Source organism: Bacillus sp. CECT 9360 (assembly GCF_918741275.1).
GTDB lineage: Bacteria > Bacillota > Bacilli > Bacillales > DSM-1321 > Peribacillus.
Window position 1 is genome coordinate 264953 of sequence record NZ_CAKKNA010000003.1, and the last position, 25005, is coordinate 289957.

General features: G+C 40.4%; 24 protein-coding genes and 1 riboswitch. Of the genes, 3 read left to right on the top strand and 21 right to left on the bottom strand.

The features are described 5' to 3' along the window. The first annotated feature begins 467 nt into the window (after nucleotides 1–467). The gene (locus tag LQ216_RS05190) at nucleotides 468–752 is read left to right on the top strand and encodes an HU family DNA-binding protein (RefSeq protein ID WP_230127362.1); all 285 of its coding nucleotides are present in this window, start codon (nucleotides 468–470) and stop codon (nucleotides 750–752) included. Nucleotides 753–825: 73 nt separating this feature from the next. On the opposite strand, the gene LQ216_RS05195 is transcribed toward LQ216_RS05190, so the two are convergent. From LQ216_RS05195 to LQ216_RS05230, 8 genes are all read right to left on the bottom strand, one after another. After that, complete coding sequence (locus tag LQ216_RS05195; protein ID WP_230127363.1) at nucleotides 826–1041, bottom strand: DUF2187 family protein; 216 nt, start codon at nucleotides 1039–1041, stop codon at nucleotides 826–828. 35 nt (nucleotides 1042–1076) lie between these two features. After that, nucleotides 1077–1289 (bottom strand): hypothetical protein, encoded by a 213-nt coding sequence (locus LQ216_RS05200; RefSeq protein WP_230127501.1) that lies wholly within the window; start codon nucleotides 1287–1289, stop codon nucleotides 1077–1079. Between the two features lie 274 nt (nucleotides 1290–1563). Next, nucleotides 1564–2052 (bottom strand): GNAT family N-acetyltransferase, encoded by a 489-nt coding sequence (locus LQ216_RS05205; protein ID WP_354958469.1) that lies wholly within the window; start codon nucleotides 2050–2052, stop codon nucleotides 1564–1566. Between the two features lie 44 nt (nucleotides 2053–2096). After that, on the bottom strand, nucleotides 2097–2618 hold the full coding sequence (locus LQ216_RS05210; RefSeq protein ID WP_230127367.1) for a hypothetical protein: 522 nt from the start codon (nucleotides 2616–2618) through the stop codon (nucleotides 2097–2099). A 596-nt stretch (nucleotides 2619–3214) separates the two neighbouring features. Beyond that, complete coding sequence (locus tag LQ216_RS05215) at nucleotides 3215–3895, bottom strand: lysozyme inhibitor LprI family protein (RefSeq protein WP_230127369.1); 681 nt, start codon at nucleotides 3893–3895, stop codon at nucleotides 3215–3217. 36 nt (nucleotides 3896–3931) lie between these two features. Then, the gene (locus tag LQ216_RS05220; RefSeq protein WP_230127371.1) at nucleotides 3932–5323 is read right to left on the bottom strand and encodes a sensor histidine kinase; all 1392 of its coding nucleotides are present in this window, start codon (nucleotides 5321–5323) and stop codon (nucleotides 3932–3934) included. Between the two features lie 3 nt (nucleotides 5324–5326). Further along, complete coding sequence (locus tag LQ216_RS05225; RefSeq protein ID WP_230127372.1) at nucleotides 5327–6019, bottom strand: response regulator transcription factor; 693 nt, start codon at nucleotides 6017–6019, stop codon at nucleotides 5327–5329. A gap of 13 nt (nucleotides 6020–6032) precedes the next feature. Continuing rightward, complete coding sequence (locus LQ216_RS05230; protein ID WP_230127374.1) at nucleotides 6033–7298, bottom strand: VCBS repeat-containing protein; 1266 nt, start codon at nucleotides 7296–7298, stop codon at nucleotides 6033–6035. A 529-nt stretch (nucleotides 7299–7827) separates the two neighbouring features. On the opposite strand from LQ216_RS05230, the gene asnB reads away from it, so the two are divergent. Next, entirely contained in the window at nucleotides 7828–9729 is a 1902-nt protein-coding gene (gene asnB, locus LQ216_RS05235) for an asparagine synthase (glutamine-hydrolyzing) (protein WP_230127376.1), read from the top strand. Between the two features lie 540 nt (nucleotides 9730–10269). On the opposite strand, the gene LQ216_RS05240 is transcribed toward asnB, so the two are convergent. The 9 genes from LQ216_RS05240 to secA form a co-directional block, all read right to left on the bottom strand. Continuing rightward, entirely contained in the window at nucleotides 10270–11469 is a 1200-nt protein-coding gene (locus LQ216_RS05240) for a PDZ domain-containing protein (RefSeq protein ID WP_230127378.1), read from the bottom strand. 157 nt (nucleotides 11470–11626) lie between these two features. Further along, the gene (locus LQ216_RS05245) at nucleotides 11627–13099 is read right to left on the bottom strand and encodes a S41 family peptidase (protein ID WP_230127380.1); all 1473 of its coding nucleotides are present in this window, start codon (nucleotides 13097–13099) and stop codon (nucleotides 11627–11629) included. A 697-nt stretch (nucleotides 13100–13796) separates the two neighbouring features. Beyond that, nucleotides 13797–15068, bottom strand: a complete 1272-nt coding sequence (locus LQ216_RS05250; RefSeq protein WP_230127382.1) for a M23 family metallopeptidase — start codon at nucleotides 15066–15068, stop codon at nucleotides 13797–13799. Between the two features lie 110 nt (nucleotides 15069–15178). Further along, on the bottom strand, nucleotides 15179–16072 hold the full coding sequence (gene ftsX / locus LQ216_RS05255) for a permease-like cell division protein FtsX (RefSeq protein WP_230127384.1): 894 nt from the start codon (nucleotides 16070–16072) through the stop codon (nucleotides 15179–15181). Beyond that, the gene (gene ftsE, locus LQ216_RS05260) at nucleotides 16062–16748 is read right to left on the bottom strand and encodes a cell division ATP-binding protein FtsE (RefSeq protein WP_230127386.1); all 687 of its coding nucleotides are present in this window, start codon (nucleotides 16746–16748) and stop codon (nucleotides 16062–16064) included. Before ftsE ends, ftsX begins: the two co-directional genes overlap by 11 nt. 318 nt (nucleotides 16749–17066) lie before the next feature. Beyond that, entirely contained in the window at nucleotides 17067–17411 is a 345-nt protein-coding gene (gene cccB / locus LQ216_RS05265) for a cytochrome c551 (protein WP_230127388.1), read from the bottom strand. Nucleotides 17412–17458: 47 nt separating this feature from the next. Continuing rightward, the gene (locus tag LQ216_RS05270; protein ID WP_230127390.1) at nucleotides 17459–18322 is read right to left on the bottom strand and encodes a YitT family protein; all 864 of its coding nucleotides are present in this window, start codon (nucleotides 18320–18322) and stop codon (nucleotides 17459–17461) included. 279 nt (nucleotides 18323–18601) lie between these two features. Beyond that, a protein-coding gene (prfB, locus tag LQ216_RS05275; RefSeq protein ID WP_230127391.1) for a peptide chain release factor 2 occupies nucleotides 18602–19703 on the bottom strand; the annotation gives its coding sequence in 2 pieces (ribosomal slippage) (nucleotides 18602–19630 and nucleotides 19632–19703; 1101 coding nt in all). Between the two features lie 376 nt (nucleotides 19704–20079). Continuing rightward, on the bottom strand, nucleotides 20080–22593 hold the full coding sequence (gene secA / locus LQ216_RS05280) for a preprotein translocase subunit SecA (protein WP_230127393.1): 2514 nt from the start codon (nucleotides 22591–22593) through the stop codon (nucleotides 20080–20082). A 222-nt stretch (nucleotides 22594–22815) separates the two neighbouring features. On the opposite strand from secA, the gene LQ216_RS05285 reads away from it, so the two are divergent. Then, a complete protein-coding gene (locus tag LQ216_RS05285; protein WP_230127395.1) occupies nucleotides 22816–23136 on the top strand; it encodes a helix-turn-helix domain-containing protein in 321 nt (106 codons plus the stop codon). A 140-nt stretch (nucleotides 23137–23276) separates the two neighbouring features. Here the strand turns inward: LQ216_RS05285 and sinI are convergent, their stop codons facing one another. The 4 genes from sinI to LQ216_RS05305 all read right to left on the bottom strand — a co-directional run bounded on the left by sinI (nucleotide 23277) and on the right by LQ216_RS05305 (nucleotide 24946). Further along, nucleotides 23277–23414, bottom strand: a complete 138-nt coding sequence (gene sinI / locus LQ216_RS05290; protein ID WP_230127397.1) for a DNA-binding anti-repressor SinI — start codon at nucleotides 23412–23414, stop codon at nucleotides 23277–23279. Nucleotides 23415–23445: 31 nt separating this feature from the next. Next, a riboswitch (cyclic di-GMP riboswitch) is annotated at nucleotides 23446–23534 on the bottom strand. Nucleotides 23535–23665: 131 nt separating this feature from the next. Further along, entirely contained in the window at nucleotides 23666–23839 is a 174-nt protein-coding gene (locus LQ216_RS05295; protein ID WP_230127399.1) for a hypothetical protein, read from the bottom strand. A 68-nt stretch (nucleotides 23840–23907) separates the two neighbouring features. Further along, on the bottom strand, nucleotides 23908–24381 hold the full coding sequence (locus LQ216_RS05300; protein WP_230127401.1) for a hypothetical protein: 474 nt from the start codon (nucleotides 24379–24381) through the stop codon (nucleotides 23908–23910). A 97-nt stretch (nucleotides 24382–24478) separates the two neighbouring features. After that, nucleotides 24479–24946 carry a hypothetical protein gene (locus LQ216_RS05305; RefSeq protein ID WP_230127403.1) on the bottom strand — a complete coding sequence of 156 codons (468 nt, stop codon included), beginning with the start codon at nucleotides 24944–24946 and terminating at the stop codon, nucleotides 24479–24481. Between the last annotated feature and the right edge of the window lie 59 nt (nucleotides 24947–25005).

The window sequence follows — 25005 nt, forward strand, 5'->3', positions numbered from 1 at the left end:
CCTGATCACCATGGCACTGCCTATATAATTGGAGTCTCCATTAGCGGCGACTATACTAACTGGTTGTACTAACCTTAAACATCTGTAACCGCAGCAGTATTTAATCTTGTATGCTCTTTTGCAATCATGCCTCTAACCGTTGCGGCTTCTTGGTTTTATCTAATTCTCTTAAGGGTGGAAGGACCTCGCATTACACCATCTACAAGAGTGCGAAAGACGACTTTAAAAAGGATTGGTAAAATCTTCATCTTATCTAAACATATTTCTTAATGAAGATCCTTCCGAATATTCTTTATTGGTAAATCCAGCCAGATTAATCTGGTTGGTTTTTTTACTCTCCTTCAGATTTCTACCGATTTCGACAAAAAATTCCAAAAACCGCTTGCGAACCTATGTGCGTTGTGATAAAAATAAAGAATAATCCAATAATTAATAGGGTTATAATTTCTTTCTAAGGAGTTTTTAAAATGAACAAAACAGAATTCGTTGGTCAAGTTGCAAAAACAGCTGGTCTTTCACAAAAAGATGCAGCTAAAGCAGTAGATGCAGTATTCACAACAGTTTCAGGAGCATTAAAAAAAGGTGACAAAGTTTCACTTATAGGTTTTGGTAACTTTGAAGTTCGCAGCCGTGCTGCACGTAAAGGCCGTAACCCACAAACAGGTAAAGAGATTTCTATCGCTGCAAGCAAAGTACCTGCTTTCAAAGCTGGTAAAGCTCTTAAAGAAGCTGTAGCTGGTAAGAAGAAGTAATAGAATCGTATTCATTCATACGATCACAAAGTAAGAGGGTGTCCATTAGGACACCCTCTTACTTTTTCCCCGTCTATTTCCTGATCGTATAATTCCCATGGCGAACGACAGTATTTGGTGTTTCGTAATCCAAAACTTGGGCCATTTCCTTTGAGATTTCGACCAGAACACTATTTTCTCTTACTTGAAATACAGTTCCTTCACAAGAGATTTCTTTTCTTTCAAAAAGAATCGTATCGCCTACTTTTGCTTGTTTTTTGCTATATGGAATCTTATTTGCTTCTTGCATAATAGAATTCTCCTCATAATTTTCTTCTTTGGAGATTAACGAACCACAAGCTTTTCGCATGCGTTGGACAGATTTTGCAAGCATTCCACCCGATGTTTTTCGTCCCCTACGAAATCATACAAAATTTCATACTCCAATCCGGAATTTATGATAGATATATAATCTTCCCTAGTCAACGCTCTAATTTGGTTCTTTTCCAGATAACTTAGGATTTCACTTTCAAAGTACTCTACACTTCCGTATAACACAGTCAACTTCCGACTCACCTTTCAATTCGAATTTCTCTTTTTTATTAATAATTCTGTCATTTAAAATTAGATTGCTGTTTAGTGAATATCTATATATCTATTAATGATAAAACTTTAGAAGTGAAATTTCAACAATTTTCGCCATTTTTTAACAATTTTTTATCTTTACCCCTGGGATGAATCTCTAAACTTGCTAATATGCTGACTTCTAGCAAACAAAAAAAACCGTCCGGTGCTTAGACGGTCTGGAAATAGAAGGTTCCCAGATGACTTCCTAAGAGTTGGAATACACATAAACTTCCTGCTCTGTTAATATAATCTCCTTCTCACAGTTCATCCCTACTTCTCGTGATGCCAAATTTCCAGGTTGAATCAATGTAATCAATCTTTTTTTGCCTAGTTGATTGATTCCATGATCCCTGATGGCCTTCGCTGCTTCTGTCGCATAACCCTTACCCCAATAATCACGGACAATCCAGTACCCAATTTCGATTTCCTCCTCCCCATCGATTAACTGGGGAACTAGACCGACATGCCCAATTGGCATGTTTTCTTCTTTCCTGACTAGTACCATCAATCTCATATCCGGACCGGCTTCGTATGTACTATATATCCAATCCAAAAATTTCTTTGCACCATCACTATCTTTCGTTTGCTCATTCCCAATATATTGAACCATCTTCCGGCTCGGAAACAGGTACTCTGTATCGCTCATCTGAGCCGTATACTCCTCGATGTCTTCCCTCAGCTTCATCGGCAGCATAAATCGCTTCTGGTTATCTTGTTCAATTGAACATTTAAAAATTATTATTTTCCTACTGTATCGATTGTAGTAAATATTCTTGTGTAAACATCCTTGATATTTGTTTCATTAAAGGTATCATTATAAAGTCCATAATCCCAAGATTTATATATCTCTCCATCATGTAAATACCCTGATGCATAAGTTTGACTGTTTATTTCTGGAGCGTTCTCATAAGTTATATCCTCGTAAACAAAGGGTAAATATCCTTTTGAAGACTCTATAAAGAAAGTTGGGATACTTAAAATTTTGTACACATTTGCATATTTACTCTCGGCTGCTTGAGATAGATGTTCTTTCATAATAAAAACAGCATCAAATTCAGTTGAAATTTTTTCTGTATTTGTTTCTAATTCATCAAGGGTAATACTTTTAAATTTCACATTGTCTTCTCTTACATTAGGATTTTTTCCTACAACACCAATGTCCAGGTTTTTACCACTGTAAATAGGTGAGTCGGTTTCTTCTGAACTACATCCTGTCAAAATTATCATAATTACAAGGAAAAATAAAAATAGCTTATTCATATAAAAACTCCTTTACCTTAATATATATCTGAATTGTATCATTTCTCTATAAAGTAACCATCCATTCATTACATAAGAATAATTAAATAAGTTCTTTTGTTAAAGTAAATGAAAAATAACGCAAAACAACATAAATCGCTAAAAAAATTTCATACTCAATCCAAGATAGACAGTCTGATAAACTACTAAGAAAGATAAAGAAAAAACCAAGTAGTCTTTACACTTTAAAAACTACTTGGTTTTTTTACTTATTCAAGACTCATAAATAGTTCTACTTATTAGAGAAAATTAAAAATTTGTATACCCTTCTTTATAGAAATACTTGTAGAAATTAGATGAACTATATAAGTTGAACTATAGATTTTCCTGAATTGCACTTGATTCCATCCTTATACACAGTCGGTCAATGACTGTCATAGGATTTATATTCTTCATAAAAGCCTGGACGTTCTTGCGAATTTCAGCTGTGGTATAAAGAAAGGCGCCTGATTATGGAAAATCATCCCCTGACCAATTCATATAAGCAATAAAAGGCATTTCCTTCGTATCTTTACTACGAGAGGTTTAAAGCAATATTTTTGATGGCGTACATAATACTAATTCATATGACCTTCAACTAAGTCATAACATCTCTCTTCTGTAATCCGTGCTTGTATGCTTATATATTCTAATGATTCCATAGTGCCCCCTTCAAACTTCAATGATTCTTTCTGTGCCGTTTCATCTCTGTATATGATCCATTCTCGCTGTTCTTCTCTTAACCTATCCATTTCATTAGCAGAAAGTTGCTTCTCTAAAGTTCCATAGATATCATTTAAAGCATTATCCCATCTTGTGAAAATTTCCCCATAAGCCTGGCCCATTTCTACTTGTGTTCCAGTTTCCAATACTTTATCAAATTCACCTAAGCTTTTTTTTATTTCATTAAGTTTTATAATATATTTTGCCTTTTCACCTAACACAGGGGAGGATGTATTCTTTTTTGACGCATTGGTTTCTTCATTGTTTTTTGTATTAGGTGATTCAGTATTGTTTTTTTTACTTTCCGTACTTTGTGAATCTGCCTTGGTTTCTTTTTTGTTTTCCGTACTTTGTGAAACCGTTTTGGTATCTTCATTACTTTTTATATTTTGTGAATCTGTCTTAGTGTCTTGATTACTATCCGTATCATTTTCTGACACTGGCTTTTCCTCTTCCGCAGCCTGATCATTTGCTGTAGTTCCGCATCCCGCTAAAAGTAGAGAAATGCCGAGCAACATTACTATTAATTTCTGCATGATTTTTTCCTCCATATTGAAAGATTTAGATATCAGTCATGAGTGTTTCTTCTTATTCATTCCATTTAAAGGCAAGCAAACAAGTACCGTTGTTCCTGTACCATACTCGCTTTTCACTTCGATGGTTCCCCCATGTTTATCGACGATATTTCGGGTGATCGCTAATCCAAGCCCTGTCCCAATTGATTTTGAATCAATTTTGTAAAAAGAATCCATTATATATTTTAATTTTTCCTGTTTGATCCCAATACCATGATCTTGGATTTTCAGGACGACCATATCTTCTTTTAAGTACTGATATATTTCAATTTCGCTGCCTCTATCAGAAAACTTAATTGCGTTATCCAACAAATTTAATAATACCTGTCTTATCTTGTTGCCATCAGCATTAATTAAAACAGGGGTACATACTAGCTTCATCTGAACGTCCTTCTCGTTCGCCGTATTTTGAAGCTGTAGCGTTACATCTTTAATGAGTCCGTCAAATTCGATTACGGTTGGGACAATTGTGATTCGATTTGACTCGTACCTTGAGAAATCTAATAGATCTTCAACTAAATTCATGAGCCGTTCAGATTCACTGTTAAGCATACGCAGGCCGAATTTGTTTTCTTCTTCCGTTAAGCCCTCCGGTGATTCCATCGTCTCTACCCAACCCTTTATCCCCGTCAAAGGCGTTCGAAGCTCATGTGAAATCGAAGAGATGAAATCTGTTTTTAACCGATTCATTTTAACGATTTCTTCAGCCATATAATTAAGTGTTTGCGACATTTCTCCAAGTTCATGAGGAAACGTTTCTTCTATTCTTTTCTCAAACCGGCCCTTTGACATCTCCTGAGTGAATTGAATAATTTTATTAACCGGCCTGACAATGGAATCAGCAAGGCGAAGACTGACAAGAAAGACAATCGCTGCGACACTTAGACATATTAAGAATCCATAGCCTAGTAAACTGCTAATTAAATCCTGTACCTTACTTATAGAAGAAACATAACGAAGGACACCTACTGTTTGTCCATCAAACAGAAGAGGTGTGTACACAGCCAAAACTTTCCCTCCTGATTGTTCAAGTTCCTCTTTTTTATATATGGTCTGATAGGAAAAGACATCTGGATCGATGGAGTAGGTTTGATCTTCGTAAAAGCCTGTTGATGATTGGATAAGTTTGCCATCATAATTCAATAGCTGTAATTCGGCTCCATCATATTGATAGCTTTTAATTACAAGATCGCTATAATCGTCAAGACTCCGATAACCCTGCTCACTTCCCATTTCCCAAATCGGGTTGATGGCTTCAGCGTGGTTTTGAAAAGCATTGGCTATACCCTGGTAGTAATACTTTGTTAATGCTCCCCCATACACAGCCATTACCAATCCTAAAGTCAGGGTGATAATAATCATGAAATATAGAATGACTTTACGTTTCATCTTCTAACCCTTCCATAGATATCCACGTCCCCAATCGGTACATAAATAGACTGGGGAGGAAGGATTACTCTCTATTTTCTGGCGAATGCGCCGAATGTTGACGTCAACTACTTTTAAATCACCTACATAGTTTTGACCCCACACTTCATCTAACAGTTCGTCTCTTGAAAACACTCTGTTCTGATGAGTCATTAAAAAATGGAGAATCGAATATTCAGTTGGTGTTAAGTTGATTTCTCTGCCTGAGGATAGCAGTTTTTTGTTTTTTAATTCTAACTGGAAGGGACCTGAAGCAACCTTTGCACTGTCCTCTAATGAAACTCTGCCGCTTAGATTGATCCTGCGCAAAAGCGAGAAAATTCTTGCTTCTAACTCCACGATGCTGAAGGGCTTAAACAAGTAATCATCGGCTCCGAGTATAAGACCTTCCACCTTATCTTCCTCTTGAGTTCTTGCTGTAAGCATAATAATCCCAACCGTCTGATTTAACTTTCTAATTTCCTGACAAACTTCAAATCCGTCTATCCCCGGAAGCATGAGGTCAAGCAGCACGACATCATACTGTTCCTTTTGGAAAAAACTCAATGCATCTTCTCCTGTTTCCGCTTCCCGTACATCGTAACCTCTCTTTTTCAGATTTAAGCAAACGAAACTGCGTATAGATAGTTCATCTTCAACAACAAGGATTCTATTCATTTTTCCCCCTGACTTAAAACTCATCTTCCAACAAATGAAACTGACTAAAAGGAAACGTTTCATTTTCTTTGCGACCTGAATAAAAAACGGTATCCTTTGTTTTCTGTAAAACTACTTTTTCTTTTGATGGTTCAAGGGATTGTTTTTTTTTCCATTTCACCTCAAATACTGGTTTCTGATTAGAAACCGATAGTAATTGAATTCCATTTTTGATCTTTTTCACTGTAACCTTACCATGCCATTCAGAGGGAATCTCTATATAAAACCTGCGTACCCGCTCGGTAAACCGTTCGGTAATCTTTTTGGGAGCCCCCTCTATGGAATACGTTGAATAAAATTCGATAAATGGGATGTCCTCGAATAAAGCATCCTCCCAGCCTTGAGGGATATACATCCCGCCTACCTCTGTTATACCGTCATTATTTATATCCTTGCTGTACAGGGGATATTTTTTCATTTGTAAACTACCATGTTCCTCCCCGACTTTCACAAGTTTCCCATGATCATACGCTATTATTTCAGTGAGCATGGAATGGACGCCAATCATGCTATCAATAAATAATGCCTGATGGCCGTCGTTTAATTTACCGTTCACCATATGCTCATGAAAGGAAAATGCTTCTAAATCTACGGCCGAAAGAGACTCTAGATTACTGTCTTCATAACGGAACAAATCTGCTGTAAAGGATTCTCTTCTTTTTCCGTCTACAAGGAGAATATCCATTTTTGTATCGCCGTCGTAGTCCGCGATGTCTAATAAATGGTAGCTTCTCTTCATTTGTTTCATGAGCCCAGCCGTATCCCACTTATATATGACCAGCTGTTTCTCGGTTTCGAAATCCGAAGTCCCTAAACCCATGGTTACCTCCATTACTCCATCATCATCCAAATCGTGAAGCCCAAAATAATCAAGATTGATATAATCCATTTCGATATCTGATATTTGTATCCAATCTTGTTTTTTTTTCTGTAAAACGAGTAAATGAACTTGCTCGTTTTCCTTTAAATTTCTATATAAAATAAAGGCTTCTTGTTGTTTCCCGTCACCATTTACATCTTCAATGAATATGGACTGTTTTATCGCAGCTTGTTTGGGTGTTATAAACTCTATGCCAGATGGCAAAAGCTGATTGAGTGCAGCCCTGACTTTCAGCTGTTGCCCGTCATGCAGCTGAGGTGATTCAATTAAATCACCGGGTGATTTTACCATGCTACAGCCTGATAACATCAACCCAGTCAAGATATACATCAATATCTTCCATTTCGCTCTATTATCCACGCTGTATACTCCTATCATTTAGTCCATTATGGGTTAACTTTATTATAAAATTCCTTGACAGTTAAAAAGTTACAAAAAAATTACAATATTAGTAGTAATGAAGATTTAGATAAATAGATTTTTCCAAACCTTCTGCCACACTATAATGAGACTTTACCTGAAGAATCATTGATCATACTATTTTTTAACTCAATCGAGTGACACTTAAGTATAACACTTTCAGCGTATGCTGAGAGGTTCTTGCCCCTGAATACAATTGGAGGAATCTTGTTTTCTCTTTCGTCTCAGGGACAGCAAGTAAATGAAATCAAAGGTCATCTGAGTTATTGAAAAGAGATTATAAAGTAGCGAACCACAGATTTCATATCAATGTTCCTATCGACGCATTCTGTAACTATTTTGTAACCACTTACGGCATCCATGCTTTTATACTAATTTAAGTGCGATGAAATGGAAAAATATTAAAGACGTTCTGCACAACCAATTAGAACGACAATACAAAAAATGAAGTAAGAAGCAGGTGGAGAGAATGTGCGGTTTTGTAGGATGTTTAAGCAGTCATCCCTGGGCGCTGAATAACGAGATTCAAGAACAAGTAAGGGAAATGAATCATTCAATTATCCATAGGGGCCCCGATGATGAAGGGTATTTTTTCGAAGAATATGTGAATTTTGGTTTTAGAAGATTAAGTATCATAGACGTGGAGAAGGGCAGTCAGCCTCTCTCTTATGAAAATGAAAGATATTGGATTATATTTAATGGAGAAATATATAACTATGTCGAGCTTAAAGCAGAATTGATGAAATACGGGCACAAATTCAGCACGGATACCGATACGGAAGTCATCCTTGCTCTCTATAGCAGAATAAAGGAAGAAACCGCTCGTAAACTGCGCGGCATGTTTGCCTTTGTCATTTGGGACAAGCTCGAGGAGAGACTGTATGGTGCCAGGGACCATTTCGGGATCAAGCCTTTCTTTTATTGTGAACAGACTAATATCACTTATTTCGCTTCCGAGAAAAAATCGATATTAAAAGCCATTGAAGATGAGTTGGACATACATTCTTTCCAGCATTTTTTAAGCTTTCAATATGTTCCTGAACCTAACACGATGACTAAGTCTATTAAAAAATTGTCACCTGGTCATTATTTCACCCAAAAGCCTGGAGAAAGAATGAATTTTCACTCTTATTGGGAGCCGAAATTTAAACCATCTAACACGGAAAACTCTAAGTTAATAAAAGAAATCCAAGACACGTTAATAGATTCAGTAAACGTTCATATGAGAAGTGATGTACCTATTGGAGCCTTCCTTTCTGGAGGGATTGATTCTTCCTTTATCGTTTCTTTAGCAAAAGAAGTAAATCCAAAGATAAAAACCTTTTCTGTAGGCTTTGAAACGAAGGGGTTCAGTGAAATTGATATTGCCAAAAAAACAGCTCATCATTTAGATGTCGAAAATATATCATATTTAATCAGTCCGGAAGAATTTATGAATAAATTGCCGAAGATTATTTGGCATATGGATGATCCGCTAGCTGATCCTGCTGCTGTTCCTTTATTTTTCCTGGCCAGAGAAGCCCGGAAGCATGTAAAGGTAGCCTTATCCGGAGAAGGAGCAGACGAATTGTTCGGGGGATATAATATATACAGGGAACCCCAATCATTACAAGCGTTTACCTACATACCGTCTCCCATTAAAGCTCTATTAAAAATTGCCTCTAGTTGCATTCCGGATGGGGTCAGAGGGAAAAGCTTAATTGAGAGGGGCGTTACCCCCCTGAATAAACGGTATATCGGCAATGCTAATATATTTAATGAAAAAGAAAAGAAGCATCTATTAGTTCAATATCTATCTAATGCAGAAAATGAAAAAGTAACGGATCTGCTATACTCCAATTCTTTTTCCTATGATGATGTCACAAAAATGCAATATATTGATATCCAAACCTGGTTGAAAGGAGACATTTTATTAAAGGCAGATAAAATGTCAATGGCTAACTCATTGGAAGTAAGAGTGCCTTTCTTGGATAAAAAGGTGTTTAGCATCGCTTCAAAACTAACCAGCAACCAAAAAATAAAAGATGGTCAGACCAAATTCCTTCTGCGTGAAGCAGCAAAAGGAATAGTGCCACAACATGTATGGAACAGAAAAAAACTCGGGTTTCCAGTGCCTATTCGACATTGGCTAAAAAATGAAATGTATGATTGGGCTATCCAGTTAATCAATGACAGCCAAACAGACTCGCTATTTAACAAAGGTGAGATTTATAAATTACTTGCTGCTCATGTTAGCGACGAGAGAGATAACAGTCGAAAGCTATGGTCAATCTTCACATTCATGATATGGCATCAGATTTATATCGAAAAAGTATATCAATTTGATACACAAATAGTAAGCAAAGAAAGATTTACATTTGTGACATCATAAATAGAAACCAGCTCAAACCACCTAAAGGAAATTTGGAATGTTGTGGTTTCCTTTCCTTTTACATTATAGAATCGAACTCTTAAATCGCTAATCTATAACAAACCAAGGAATGAGCCACTCTTCTTTGAAAGAGTGGTTCATTCCTTTATTTAAAAACAAATCCTTAGAATTTCCTTTTTCTTCAAATAATGAAAGATTTGTTTTTCAACTAACCTGCCCCGTTAGCCACCCATGCAGCTCAAAATCGGCGCTGCACCACAGAGAATGAAAATGGATCAGGCAGTCTATACTGTTTTAATACTGGCGAAGAAGGTCTTTGAACTATGGTGCCTTTGAGCCCATCCGTTAGTCTGACTCCACCGACTGTCGCGCCCTGTAGGGTAGCACTCATGGGAGATTAATCCTTTTACTGGTTGTTGCGCCAGCTTTACTTGATTTCATTTTAAGTAGAAGGGTATGACAATTTGATTTTTATCAACCAATCCTATATTCCATTCTTCAAGAGGCTCAGCCGTTCCGCGAATTTCTGAAAATTAACACTCACACAACCCGCCCCTTACTCATTTTCGTCCCTTCCACAAACAAAATCCCAAGTTCGTGGTGCTCACCTTCAAAAAGCGCGCGCTGGGTGAAGCGGATTTGGCTGTTATTCCCGATGACTTCAAGCTTGCAATAGGCCCGATTGACTTGGAGGGCTTCATAGAATTCTCGATCGTCACGGACAATGACTCCGTTTACTTTCGTAACAATTTCGCCCATTTCAAGGCCCATCTTTTCTGCGGGAGACTGCGGAATGATGCCAAGAATACGGACCCCGAGATTGCTTCTTGAAAAATAGAGCGGCATTTGCTTATCATTGCCTTTAGAAAAATACGCAATCAGTTCCCTGACAAGCATTGCCAGCACCACTGCTGTTACCGTCAGGGCAGGATACCAGTTACCAACGATGGAAATCGCGGTGACCACTATGCCCAGAATCGTGACCTTCCTTCCATAAGCTGCGATGGCCCGCTTTGGAAGTTCACCCTTTACCTCAAGGGAAAAGCCGAGTAAAAACGGAACAAACAACGGCGATACGTGTATGCTACCTGCCGAAAATACAGGCCACCATTCAAACGGGGCAGGGAGGCTCCCGCCCGGCACAAGAATAAACATCGGAATCAGCCACAAACGTTTGGAAACATAAGCACCGACTGTAAAGCCCCGTTTCGAAATCAGCAGTTTCGGCGAAGCCTTCTTCTGCCCACTCCTGCTTATCAGAGAGCCTTCCGCTATCAACAACAGACCAAGCAGGACGGCTAGCGCCGGATAAACCGGTTGATCGAGACTAGCAAACGTTTCTTGAAATATTGGAAGCTGCAAATCACGGCCATAAAAAAAGAAAAGGAAGATGATAAAAAAGGCCAGTCCAAAGTTGTACGCCGGCGAGAGCAGCCTGAATTGCATCGTAACCGACAGGATAAGGGACAACAAGCCGATCAGCAGCAACGAAGCAAACGGGATGACAAGGCCCGCTCCGAGCGTAACCAGCGAAAGGATAAGTCCCCAAACAATTCCCAGGGGCAACAGAGAACGAAGCTCCTGAAGCATATCATGGACGCGGACATGGAAGTCGCTTCTTTCCCGTTTAATCCGAAGATAACCCATAATGATTGATAGTATGATAGAAAAATAAAAAACCGGATGAAGAAAAAATGTTCCCAATCCTTTTAAACACGCAAACAGCCACTCTTCAGTCAAGCTCCGTTCACCATCCTTTATCTATATTTTTAAAAATAATAAAAGAATCTATTATCTCATTTTAACAAACTGGTTCTGCCCTGCCTATATCTCCACAAAAGAAAAAAGTCTGGCCTGTATTCAGGTGCCAGACTTTCCCTATATTCAATTAAATACATTACTGATCATTTAACTTTGCGACAAATAAAAGCGCCGTTTTTAATTGAATGTCATTGTCTTCATCCTGTATCTTTTGTACAATGGCTGCTTCTAATTTTGTGGCTGTTTTTTGATCCATTTCACCAGTAATCTTTAAACCCTCTTGCTGTTGAAAAGCTTTTATGGCAATCTCGGTTTTCGCGTCATAATAGCCGTCATCTCTTCCCGGTTCAAGCCCCAGTCCTTTAAGCATCCCTTGAGCATATTGGATTTGCGGATTGGTCATATCGCGTTTAAATGTCTTTTCGACCTGTAATGGATGAACGTTGAAATAATCCGGCTGGTGGACTTCAATCGTTGGCTTTATGCCTTTTTTATGAATCCAATTGCCGTCTGGTGTCAGCCATTTGAATAACGTCAGCTTGATATCACTGCCGTCTCCCATTGGTACAGCTTGCTGGACCGTACCCTTTCCGAAAGTTTTTTCTCCGATTAACGGATAGTCCCCGGCTTCATTCAACGCGCCGGCCAAAATCTCCGCTGCAGAGGCACTTCCTTTGTCAGTCAATACAGCAATCGCATATTTCTTTTTTTCTGTTAATTCCGAAAAAAATGTCTCTGTGTCTCCATTCCGTTGCGCGATTTGCAGGTACGGCTTATCTTTTGTTACAAGTAAGCGAAGGATTTCCTGGGCGCTAGATAGCAGGCCGCCGGGATTTCCTCGTACATCTATGACCAGTCCTTCTACGCTCTTTTTCTCCATCGCTTCCAATTGCTTTTTGAAGTCGTTCGCTGTACCTTCCGAAAAGGTAGTCAATTCAATGTAACCGATATTCACATCATTTATCTTCTTAATCGAAGAAAAAACCGTTTCAACCGGAATCTCATCCCGAGTAACTTTCAAAGTCAGCGGCTCCGTTACGCCTGAGCGTTTGATTTCAAGCGTAACCTTGCTTCCCTTTTTCCCGCGTATCTTGAGGCTCATCTCATATAAATTCAGGCCATCCACGCTCTCCCCGTTTATCTTTAGCAACTCATCCTTAGGCTTGAGGCCTGCTTTTTCGGCTGGTGAATCCTTATAAGGAGAAACAATAATGATTTTGCCATCCTCCACGCCAATTTCAGTGCCAATACCTTCAAAGGAAGAACCCAACGCCTCTCCGAATTGCTCTGCCGTTTTTTTGTTCATATAAACAGAATAAGGATCCTTTAACGTGGAAAGCATCCCCTCTATGGCTCCTTCCACTAGCTGTTCATCTTTTACTTTTTCAATATATTGCCCGCGGATAAGTTCGTAGGCTTGTTCTACTTTTTTCAATTCTGTGCTTGTGGCTCCGTTTTCCTTTTTGGCAGCGTCCTCTTTACTTTCTGTTCCCACTAGCATTTGCTTGATATCCTGGTTCGGTGCCTGTGAGGTAAGATATACCCCTCCCGCAACCCCCATGATGAGTGAAAGTATCACAACCAGGGGGAATACCCACTTTTTTCCCATAACTTCGTCTCCTTCTTCCATAAGGAATCACCATGGATTACGATCATCCTGGTCCGTTTTACTCCATCATATGAAGGGCTTGTACGAAATATGCTGTGCTCTTTTTTTTGAGGGTAAGTTTATAAAGAGAAGGTAGGTTTTTCTATCAAATGTGTAGCATCTCTCGTAATTCGGGGTAATCGCTCGTAAATTTTGGTGATCGCTCGTAAATCTTGGTAGTCGCTCGTAAATTCGGATAAGCGCTCGTAAATTTGCATAATCGCTCGCAAATCTTGGTAAACGCTCGTAAATTTGTATTACCGCTCGCAAATCTCAATAATCGCTCGTAAATTTGTATTACCGCTCGCAAATCTCAATAATCGCTCATAAATACACATAACCGCTCACAAAAATTAAATACTGCCTATCGATTGAAATAACCTCATCCTTCCCTAAAGGATTATCCAAATAAATCAGGAATTTCGCAAAAAAACAAAGAGAAGTAATCAAAATGATTGCAAAAAAGTCGAGAACCACCGTCAACACTGGTAGGCCATAGAAAGACGACACCCCGCCTTATCCTAAGCAGCCACAAACCGAAAGAGTTCTCGATAAAAACAAAGCAGCCAAGGATCCATTCCCTGGCTGCTTTATCTAACTATTCATTTCTATGATTATTTCCCTACTAAAAGGGGTATATATTATTATAGATTCTTAATTAATAAGAAACATAATTCAATGGGTTTACGGCATTTGATTTAGAGACATTCCAAGATCCTTTGTGAATCTCGAAATGCAAATGCTGTCCTCTTGACGCTCCTGTGTTCCCCATAATGCCGATTTTTTGGCCTTTTGCAACGACTTGGCCGTTGCTGACATTCATGGAACGCAGATGTGCATAAAGAGTCGTATATTGTTGTCCATTGATGGAATGCGTGATCATGACGCAGTTACCATAAGATTGGGAAAAGTATGCGCGCATAACCACTCCGTCAGCCGCAGAAACGATAGGAACTGCACCAGCTTTGGCAATATCGATTCCAGCATGTTGTCTGCCCCCGCGTGGACCCATCGGGGATGTTAAACGACCTGCTGAAGGATTTGTGAATGCTCCAGACGAAATTTTCGGAGCCGCGCTTACACTTTCACCACCGCCGCCTGAACCGGATCTCGCTTCAGCCGCTGCGCGCTTTCTTGCTGCTTCAAGCTCTGCACGGCGTGATTGTTCCAGTTCAATCGCTTTCTGGATGGCTGATGCTTGAGCGGTAAGGTTTTCTGATTCTTCCTGAAGGCCCATTTTCAAATCATGTGTATGCTCTTCTTCTGCCTCTAATTTAGCCATCAAAGCATCTTTCTGTTGCTTTTGCTTTGTAAGGCCTGCTTGCATTTGTTTAAGCTCAGCCAGCATGTTTTGTAAATCAGCCATTTTTTGCTCAACGGCATTTTGGCTTTCTTCGAGTTCTTTTTTGTCCGCTTCATGCTGCTCCAGGATTTCTCGGTCAGCTTCGACGATCGTCGCAACGGCGTTTACACGTCCGACAAAGTCACTGAAGCTGCTGGACCCAAGCAGAACTTCAAGATAGCTAACGTCCCCGCCGCTTTCCTGGAAGGAAACAGCACGCTCTTTGAGAAGTTCATTCCGCTTTTCGATTCTTTCTATTAAAATAGCAATCTCTTCTTTTAACTTTTCAATCTCAGCTTCGGTTTCTTTAATTTGAATATCTTTTTCTTTAATCTTAGCTTCTGAATCACTAATTTCATTTTCAATGTGAGAAATCTGATCTTCCAGGCTTTCCTGTTGACCTTGTAATTTTTTAATAGTCTGTTCCGCATTATGTATGCCGGACTCCACACCTGAACGCTTCTCCTGGATTGCTTCTTTTTTCTCTTTCATATCCTGGATCGATTGGGCATCAACACCCGGAACTGCAAGTATACTGCTTAAGCCAAGCATAATCGTTGTATTAATCGCTACTATCTTTTTCTTCAAAATTCTCTTTCCCCTTTCATTCTCCCCATCGGACACAGACACAACATACGGTTATACTTCCCTGTAATGGTACTAGAAGAGAATGTGCAAAGCCGGTCGCCCGGCTTGCTTTAAATTTTCAAAAACTTTCTTACTGACATCAAGCTTCCCCAGACACCGATTAAACCGCCAAGCAATATAAGAATCGCTGAAATCTGGAAGATGAATGGGCTGACTGGCAATAGTTCAACAAAATTGATTTTAATTTGCGGGCCGATGGCTTCATACAAATAGTAATAGCCTGTCCCGATTAAGATAATCGGCAGTACAGCTCCAAGAACCCCCAGCCATAATCCTTCAAGGAAGAACGGCCAGCGGATAAAGCCGTTTGTCGCGCCTACCAGTCTCATAATCTCAATTTCTTTTCTTCTGGCGACAATTGTAATCTTGATTGTATTAGAAATGAGGAACATCGCCGTAAACAGAAGACCAAGGATTAACACAATTCCTACGTTTCTCGATACATTCACGACATCAAACAATTTTTCCACATATCCTTGTCCATAATTCACTTTCTGAATATAAGTTAAGCCTTCAATTTCTTCGGCTACCTTAATAACATCCTGGGGAGCTTTCGTTTTGACGATATAAACATCCCGGAGTGGGTTATCCTGTTCATAAAGCCGGAAGGCATCTCCGTCTTCCCCTAAATCTTCAATTAAGTTGGTTAATTCCTCTTCTTTTGGGGAAAAGACAACTGTATCGACCTCAGGGATTTGTTCAATTTGGTTGCCGATTGATTCCTGGTCTTGTCCGCTTGCCGCTGAATCAAGATGGGCCCGAATTTCCACGTCTTTCTCGACATTGCCGGCAATATGGTTCAAGTTCATCATAATGACAAAGAACACACCGACCAACAACAAAGTCACAGTAACGGCACTGATGGATGCGAACGTCATCCATCCATTCCGATTAAGGTTTTTTAAACTTTCCCGAAAATGGCGGCGAATTGTATTAGAATTCATAACCGTATTCACCTCGCTGCTCATCGCGGACAATCTTTCCATTTTCAATGGCTATAACACGATGTTTCATATTATTAACAATATCTTTATTATGGGTCGCCATAACGACGGTCGTCCCGCGTTTATTAATCTCTTCAAGCGTGTTCATGATTTCCCAGGATGTTTCGGGATCCAGATTACCTGTAGGCTCATCGGCAATGACCACTTTCGGTGAATTGACGATGGAGCGCGCGATGGACACACGCTGCTGTTCTCCGCCCGAAAGCTCATTTGGCATTGAACGAACCTTATGCTTCAATCCCACTAATTCGAGAACCTCCATCACACGTCGTTTAATCTCAGCCGGATGCTTTTCAATCACTTCCATGGCAAACGCTATATTCTCATAGACGCTCAGCGTAGGAAGCAATTTGAAATCCTGGAACACGACTCCGAGGTTTCTGCGGAACAAAGGGACCTTTGTATTACGAAGGCTGGATAGATTGATGCCATCGACCACAATAGTGCCTTTTGACGGCTTCTCTTCCCGGTACATCATTTTTATAAAAGTAGATTTCCCGGCACCGCTGGGACCTACAACATAGACGAACTCACCTGGCTCGATCTTGACATTCATACCACTAACAGCAACCACGCCATTTGGGTACGTTTTATGAACTTCAGACATTTCTATCATTTTAAAACCACCTAATTCGCTTCTAAAAAGTTTGCTTCTATCATAGTGTGTTGATTCTATTTCGAAGCTTGATATTCGACATAATTCTACAAAATCAATGAATAATTAACAGGTTTTTCAACCTGAACAAAAACATTATACCATCTCTATTTGTCAAAATACGCATTTTAATATTACAGTTTCATTTCAATTAGAGGGAAAAATTTAGAAAAGTCATGAGCATAAAGGTTTATTTTTTTAAAATGTAATGTTTCCGGAAGCGTTTCCATATAAAAATGCCCTGTCATTAATAAGACAGGGCATTTATCATGATCCATATTATTTTTGTTCGGATAGCCATTTAGCCATTTGTGATACTTGATCTCCTTCTATTAACCCACCAGGCATCGATCCTTTGCCTTCATTGATGATCTTTTCAATGTCTTCTTGAGACAAGCGGGATCCGACATTATTCAACTTAGGACCAAAGTCCCCTTCAAGATTATTCCCATGACAACTTGCACAGCTATTCACATAAATCTTCTCTGCATCCCCGGCACCGGCCGTTGTGGTATCTTGATCACCATTTCCCGATTCGTTCCCAGCATTCTCATCCTCGCCACCCCCACAGGCCGCCAGGATAAGTGATGTTCCCATCAACAATGCCAAAAGCTTTTTTTTCATAAAAAAACCTCCCAAACTATCGTTTTACATTTAAATTTTATACCTTTTTACGAATGTTTGAAACCTTCCCCCAATACCTCGGAAGCATCCATAACAATGACAAACGCCTTTGGATCAACCGTTTTCACCAATTGTTTCAATTTTGTGAATTCCGTCTGGTCAATCACGCACATCAGAATGGGACGGGCATCATCGGTATACCCTCCATAGCCTGACAGTCTCGTGACACCCCGATCTATCTCATGTATAATAGCATGTCTCACTTCCGGTTCATTATTCGTGATGATCATCGCCATCTTCGAGCGTCCCAAACCGATCTGCACCAAATCAATCGTTTTGCTCGTCACGTACAGGGCAATCAATGCGTACAACCCTCTTTCAATATCAAAAACAACAGCCGCACTTAAAACAATCAAACCGTCGATGAGCGCAACGCATGTGCCTAAAGATAAGTTCGTATACTTATGTATGATTTGCGCGGCCAAATCAGTGCCGCCGGTTGAGGCTTTTCCTCTAAAAACAATTCCCAGTCCCAATCCGACACCGATGCCGCCGAAAATCGAACCAAGTAAAGCATCATTCGTCCAAGGATCCCAGTCCTTGGTTAAAAATACGACAAACGGAAGAAACAAAGTCCCTGCCAGCGTTTTGGCACCGAATTGCATCCCCAGAAAAAAAAGACCCGCTATAAACAATGGAATATTCAATGCCCACTGCACATACGCAGGCTCAAAGCCGAACGTCGCATCCAATATCGTACTGATTCCGCTCACTCCGCCTGAAGCGATCCGATTAGGAAGCAAGAACATATTAAAAGAAATCGAGACACATGCCGAGCCGATCAGCACCAGCAAATATTCACTTATCTTCGCAATCATAGGAGGTTTTGGCTCCCTATATCTTCTTTTCATAAAAAAGCTCCTTTAATACTTGCATTTTTCCATAAACAGCTAATAGCCGACAGTAGTATAGCACCCCCATTGGAATTATGTAAATACCAGCAAGATAAAGCACTAAAGCGGATTTGAAAATATTATTATCAGGGGGTTTGGATTTACTAAAGTGAAGGCGAATCAAAGCAATTAGATTAGAGGACAATTTGGCCAGAAAAATATATTAGAGCTTCTCCATAAACTCCCGCTTCATTCAAATATAAAAGGGTCTAACTCTGATGAGTCAGACCCTCACAATTAATTCAATTTTGACCGCAAGTACGCATCAATGAACGGATCAATATCGCCGTCCATGACTGATTGTACATTACCTGTCTCTGTACTTGTGCGGTGGTCTTTCACCATCGAATATGGGTGGAAGACATACGAGCGGATCTGGCTTCCCCAGCCAATTTCCTTTTGCTCGCCGCGGATTTCATCCAAATCAGCCTGTTGCTGTTCAATTTCCCGTTGATAGAGCTTTGCTTTTAGCATATTCATCGCCTGAGCGCGGTTTTTAATTTGCGAGCGCTCAGATTGGCAGGTAACAACAACATTTGTCGGGATATGGGTGATCCGGACAGCAGAATCGGTCGTATTAATATGCTGACCGCCGGCACCGCTCGCACGGTACGTATCGATTTTCAGGTCTTCCGTACGAATATCAATCTCGATTTCATCATTAAATTCCGGCATAACTTCACAGGAAACAAATGAAGTATGACGGCGGCCCGAGGAGTCAAAAGGTGAAATACGCACCAAACGGTGGACGCCCTTTTCTGCTTTTAAATATCCGTAAGCATTGTGTCCCTTTATTAACAGCGTAACACTTTTTATCCCCGCTTCATCACCAGGCAAGTAATCGAGCGTCTCCACTTTAAAGCCTTTCTTCTCGCCCCAGCGGGTATACATGCGAAGCAGCATTGATCCCCAGTCCTGGGACTCGGTGCCGCCTGCACCCGGATGAAGTTCAAGGATCGCACTATTCTTGTCATATTCCTCGCTTAGAAGCAATTGCAGTTCAAAATCATTCATCTTTTGGGAAAGCTGGACAATTTCCGTTTCTAATTCGGTCTGCAGCTCCGCGTCGCTTTCTTCTTTTACAAGCTCATAGGTTAAATCGAGATTTTCAAAGCTGTCATTCAGCTCGGTTAACTGATTAACCTGGTCTTTCAAAGCATTCGCTTCATTGATGACCGTCTGCGCCTTTTGCTGACTGTTCCAAAAGTCAGGATCGGTCATGATGTTTTCCAGTTCCGCGATTCGGGCTTCCTTCTCTTCTAAGTCAAAGAGACCCCCTAAAGTCCGCTAAACGCTTAGCGGTTTTTTCAAGTTCATTTCTGATATCTGACAATTCCATTTTCCTTCACCTCATAGTATTAAAAATCGCTCATATATAAATACTTTATGCTAACCATTAACGTTCCGTATTCTCTTTTAAAACTATAAAGAAAAACCGGGGTAGAATCAATCTTTTTTGGATAGTTAAGAAACGCGCCCTTGCTTTGTCTGTAGAGGCAGTGCAGAGGCGTAGATATAGAAGTGTGATCTGCTAAAAATTCGCACGGAGCCTTCTGTTTTTGATTCAAACGATGATCTTGGGTATTTAAACGCTAATATAGTCGACTCAAACGAAAACTCAGTTCATTTAAACGAAACGTACATATTTTTATGAAACCCCAAGAAAAAGGCGGTAAAACCTGGAGTTTTACCGACCTTCATGGAACTGCTGTCCATTATGCTTCTAACTGGCCATGGCAGTTTTTGTACTTTTTGCCGCTGCCACATGGGCATAGGGCATTGCGGCCGACATCCGCTTTTTTACGAGCAGGCTTTTTCTTCACGGTTTCTCCGTCTTCCTTCGGATTAACTGCCTGTCCTTTCGCCACTTCCTGGCGCTCAAGATTATTTTGGATTTCCGCTTTCATGATATATTTCGCGACTTCATCCTCGATCGAAGCAATCATAGCCTCAAACATCGCAAATCCTTCATGCTGATATTCCTGAAGCGGATTGATCTGTCCATAGGCACGTAGGTGGATACCCTGACGCAATTGATCCATTGCATCGATATGGTCCATCCACTTGCTATCAACCGCACGAAGCACGATTACTTTTTCAAATTCACGCATTTGCTCAGCAGAAAGCTGCTCTTCTTTTTCATCATAGCGCTCTTTAATCTTGGCAAGGATACTATCAGCAATCTCACCGGCATCCTTATCTTTCAGGTCTTCCTCGGTAATATCGCCTTCATTTAAAAGATTGGCATTCACATAGTCAAGGGTTGCTTGAAGGTTCCAGTGTTCTTCGTCACCCATCGGTGCAAAGGAATCCACGCTGCGGCGGACAGAAGAATCAATCATGCGCTCGACGATGCTTCTTAGATTTTCACTTTCCAATACATCGAAACGCTGCTTATAAATGATTTCACGCTGTTGGCGCAATACATCATCATATTGCAGTAATTGTTTACGGGCATCAAAGTTGTTACCCTCCACACGTTTTTGTGCGGATTCAACTGCTCTTGTTACCATCCGGCTTTGAATTGGCTGGGTATCGTCCATCCCTAGCCTTGTCATCATTGCCTTCATATTATCGGAACCAAAGCGGCGCATTAATTCATCTTCCATGGAAAGATAGAATTGCGTAACACCTGGATCACCCTGACGCCCGGAACGTCCGCGCAGCTGGTTGTCAATCCGGCGGCTTTCATGACGTTCCGTCCCGATAACGGCAAGCCCGCCACGTTCAACCACACCTTCGCCCAGCTTAATGTCCGTACCACGGCCGGCCATGTTCGTCGCGATTGTCACCGAGCCCTGTTCACCGGCGTTCGCAATGATCTCTGCTTCACGTTCGTGGTTTTTGGCGTTTAACACGTCGTGACGGATGCCTTTTTTCTGTAAATATGTCGAAATGATTTCCGATGTTTCGATTGCCACCGTACCGACAAGAACAGGCTGCCCTTTCGCATTGCGCTCAGCGATATCCTCAACAACCGCGCGGAATTTTCCGTCCATCGAAGCATAGATTAAATCTGCCCGGTCATCACGGACGATTTCGCGATTGGTCGGAATCACGATAACATGCATATTATAGATATTACGGAATTCCTCTTCTTCCGTTTTCGCTGTACCGGTCATACCGGAAAGCTTTTCGTACATACGGAAGTAGTTCTGGAATGTGATCGTCGCAAGTGTCATGCTTTCGTTCTGGATCTCTAAGCCTTCCTTCGCTTCAATGGCCTGATGCAATCCATCGCTATAGCGGCGTCCCTTCATCAAACGTCCGGTAAATTGGTCAACGATAACCACTTCGCCGTCCTGTACCACATAGTCCACATCATTGAACATGGTGACATGTGCCTTTAATCCTTGATTAATATGGTGATTCAGTGCAACATGCCGGATATCGAATAAGTTGTCGATATTAAAAGCACGCTCAGACTTATTGATACCTTCTTCAGTAAGCTGAACACTTTTTGTTTTTTCATCATACGTATAATCGGTGTCTTTTTGCAGCGTCCGTACAAAGGCATTAGCTTGCATATACAGCTGTGCTGATTTTTGTGCAGACCCGGAAATAATCAACGGCGTACGTGCTTCATCAATCAGGATGGAGTCAACTTCATCAATAACCGCGTAATGAAGCGGGCGTTGAACCATTTGGTCTTTATAAAGAACCATGTTATCACGCAGATAATCAAAGCCAAGCTCATTGTTCGTGCTGTACGTAATGTCCGCATTATACGCTTCCTGCTTTTCTTCCTTGGATAAACCATTCAGGTTAAGGCCTACAGTTAAACCAAGGAATTCATAGAGCTTACCCATTTCAGTAGCATCACGGCTTGCAAGGTATTCGTTGACCGTAACGAGGTGAACGCCTTTACCGGTAAGCGCGTTTAAATAGACAGGCAATGTGGAGGTCAATGTTTTACCTTCCCCGGTCTTCATCTCGGAGATATTCCCGTCATGAAGCGAGATACCACCCATGAGCTGTACATAGAACGGATACAATCCAAGTGCGCGTTTCGCTCCTTCACGAACGACGGCGAAAGCTTCGACAAGCAGATCATCAACCGTTTCACCGTTTTGATAACGCTGCTTGAATTCATCCGTTTTCGCGCGCAATTCATCATCGGATAATGCCTCCATCCGTGACGCCAGCGCCTCGATCTGATCAGCAAGCTTTTCCAGGCGTTTCAATTCGCGCTTATTGGGATCAAACACTTTATTTAATATATTAAGCATTCTCAAACGCTCCTCTTAAAAAGTTATCGAAAAAAAATACTATCTGCCTTTAAATTTTTCACATAAAAAAGAATACATCTTCGGGTAAATACAATGCACTCTTAATTCTAACATTTCTATAGATTGGGTACAACTTCATGTATCTAAATTAAATATGGATAATCACATTGGAATCCTGCTAAAATAAATTATAACGAAAAACGATATTCAGGATGTGAAGCAATGATTGGCGACCGCGTTAAAAAGCTCAGAGAAGAAAGAAAGATGTCGATGACAGAACTTGCCGAAAAGGCCGGAGTGGCAAAATCTTATGTAAGTTCTCTCGAAAGAAATCTACAAACCAACCCCTCCATACAATTTCTTGAAAAAATTTCATCCGTGCTCGACGTTTCGATTGATTCTCTTCTGCATGACGAAATGGACACCGAGCACCTCGATGCAGATTGGCTGAAAATCGTTCAGGAAGCCATGGAATCAGGCGTGCCCAAAGAGCAGTTCCGAGAATTCATAGAGTTCAATAAATGGAGATTGAAGAAAGATTAATCCAAGCATGGAGAATGGCACTTCTTTATATTACCGGCTCGAGCCCCTTTCTCTAAGAAAGCAAATAAATCCCTTAAACAAAGCGCCAGCGATACTTGACGTCTTGTTTAAGGGATTTATTTCGTTCTGGCTATTATCACTTACACTGCTTTTGGTTTAACATTTGACTGCAAAAATTCTCTAACTTCAGTCACATTCAATCCGGTTTGCTTTGCCTGCGCAATTAGCTCGAGCCATTCCCGATCCAATTTCACCTGTTCTGCCATTTTTAATTCCATCCAGATAACCTCCCAAAATACCTAAAGTATTTCAGGCAGTCCAGCCGCCCTAGCAGGATACCCTACCGTAGACCCGTGACTTTGCGTCCTTATCTTTCAATAAGTTTGCCTTTTTCTGTATTACTGCAGATTATGTCCGCAAGTGTAATTATACAGATGATATATTAATGAATTTGTAGATTTATGTCAACAAATACGAAAAAGTTTCGACAAAAATCGAGACACGTCCCCCCTATGAAGAAGAGCCTCTGCTATTTTTTCACGATTTCTAACTGAGGTATTTTTTTATAATATCTCTCCATGCTCGTCGCATTGTAAGCTCTTTGTCCAGTCAGGTCATAGCCGCAAGTCGAACAAAGCCATTGCCCTCTCTTTGAACTGCTGTACGAAGGCCGCTGGCATTGGTAACAGGTTTTTAGGAACATACAACAACCCCCTTTTATCAGTAAAAGGAGCCTCCAGTTTTGGAAGCTCTTTGTCATCACAATACTTATTATTTACCAGTGAATGCAGGATATTTTGCAAGCTCTATTTTGATCTGGTCTTCAGCGGCCTCATTCACGCTTTTATTCGCTTCGGTTACTTTGCTGTCGACTTTGTTTGTTATCTTCGTTTTCCCTTCATCCACCGCTGTGTTGACGGTTGAATCGATATCGGCTTTCAATTGCTTATAATTGGTTTCTACAGCACCGTTCCCGCGAGTGATCTCTTTGCCGGCATGTCCCGCTAATTCATTCACGCCTCTATTTGCTGCATTCGTAACATCTACTCTAATCTTGTCTTCATAGGGTTGGCTGGTTACTGCTCTTCCTGTAGCATCCGCTGCCTTGTCTGTTGCAAAACCAAGTAATTTCGCCAACTCATTAATGAATCCGAAGCTGTTTGCCGCTACACCCCCGCCAAAAGCCAAAACGACTACTAATGATCCTGCTAAAATTCTACCTTTTACCGTTTTTAATAATTTCATATACCTTTCTCCTCTCCGGCTTACAGCCTGTTTACTTCTGGAAAGCATGCTTGCTTGCCCCAATTAAAATGGTCACACTTCTATTTATTTCAGCTACTTACCGACTTTTTTCTAAAGCTTTATCGATTAGGGCTTTCCCTTTGCCGATGTTTTCGTCAGTTTGAGTTTTGATATTCTTTTTACCTTCCTCAATCTCGGCATTTGCGGCATCATCGATTGATTTCATTTTTTCATCGCGGTATTTCTTTAATTCATCAATACCCCGGTAAATTTCAGCCTTTTTATAGTCAACAATTTCTTGTGTTATAACATTATTTGTTGTCTTTATATATTCAGTTATTTCTATACTGTATTGACTGCCAGCCTTTGAAATTTCTCTGTCAATTTCGGGTAACATCGGGTTTACTAGCGCTGTGACTAAGTTTTGAAATCCGGTTCTTAATTCATCAACCGTAGCAAAAGCTGTCGTTCCAGCCGAAAGAGATGTCGCCAATAAAATCGCGAAACTCAACTTTCTCATTTTGCTTTTTCTTTCAGCTCGTCTTTTATATTTTAAACTTTCCATCTCTTCCTCCTCCTTCTGCATATTTCGTTCTTTTTACTCTTGTTTTTGTTCTTTTTACA